Origin of the sequence: Streptomyces violascens, from assembly GCF_014649955.1 — a bacterium.
Classification (GTDB): domain Bacteria; phylum Actinomycetota; class Actinomycetes; order Streptomycetales; family Streptomycetaceae; genus Streptomyces; species Streptomyces violascens.
In genome coordinates this window covers 1-858 of sequence record NZ_BMUA01000086.1, presented here as the reverse complement: position 1 = coordinate 858, position 858 = coordinate 1, and the positions used below count along the sequence as shown (strand labels likewise).

Here is an 858-nt window from a genome sequence, read left to right as displayed (position 1 = left end):
AGCGTGAGTGCAGGGTTCCACGCGATCCCTGGCGCCAGGCCACCTGGGTGAAGGCGTCCCGGCCGGCGTCGCCGGCGAGGGCGGCGAGGGCGGTCGGCGGGTGGCGGTAGCGGGGCTGCGGCTTGCGGCCGTTGCCCGACCAGGGTGGCGTGTGCGGCACCGCGCTCGCTGGGTGGGCGGTGGTGTCGCTGCGGACGGCCACCACGTAGGGGATGCCGCGGCCGGTGAGCCCGGCCCGGAAGTCGGCGTTCTGTCCGTAGCCGGCGTCCGCCACCACCAGCGGCGGCCGCATCCCCCATCCGGCCAGCTCGTCCAGGATGTCCAGCGCGAGCAGCCACTTCTCCCGGTGGCCGCACTCATCGGGCACCCCCGTCCCGCGCCGCCGCTCGGCATCCTGGGCCCACTCTTCATTGAGGAACAGCCGCCACTGCAGCGGGCAGGACGCGGTGTCGGTGACCGCGTGGACGCTCACCGCGACCTGGCAGTTGGCCTGTTTGCCCAGGGCACCGCAGTACTGGTGGGCGACGCCGACCGACATCCGGCCGTCCTTGGGGAAGGACACATCGTCGAGGGCCCACGCCTCGGGCCCGATCAGCGGGAGCATCCGTTCCGCGATCCGGCGCCGCACCGGAGTGGGGTCCCAGGTGGACTGGTTCACGAACTGCTGCAGGTTCTGCTCGTTGCCGTCCGGCAACCGCGCGGCCATCGCCTGGATCGACTTGCGGCGGCCGTCCAGCATCAGTCCCCGCAGATAGCAGTCGCCCTTGGCCCGCTGGTCCTTGCGCGGCACCGACGCGAACACATCCGCCACGAACAACGCCAACTTCGCCCGAACACGCATCACTTCATGTGCGTCCA

The 858-nt window shown here is 71.8% G+C and carries 1 protein-coding gene; it reads right to left on the bottom strand.

Annotation, left to right across the window (positions count from 1 at the left end):
* Positions 1 to 858 (bottom strand): IS701 family transposase (locus IE206_RS42210; protein ID WP_229853408.1); only part of this gene is annotated, 858 nt, incomplete at both ends.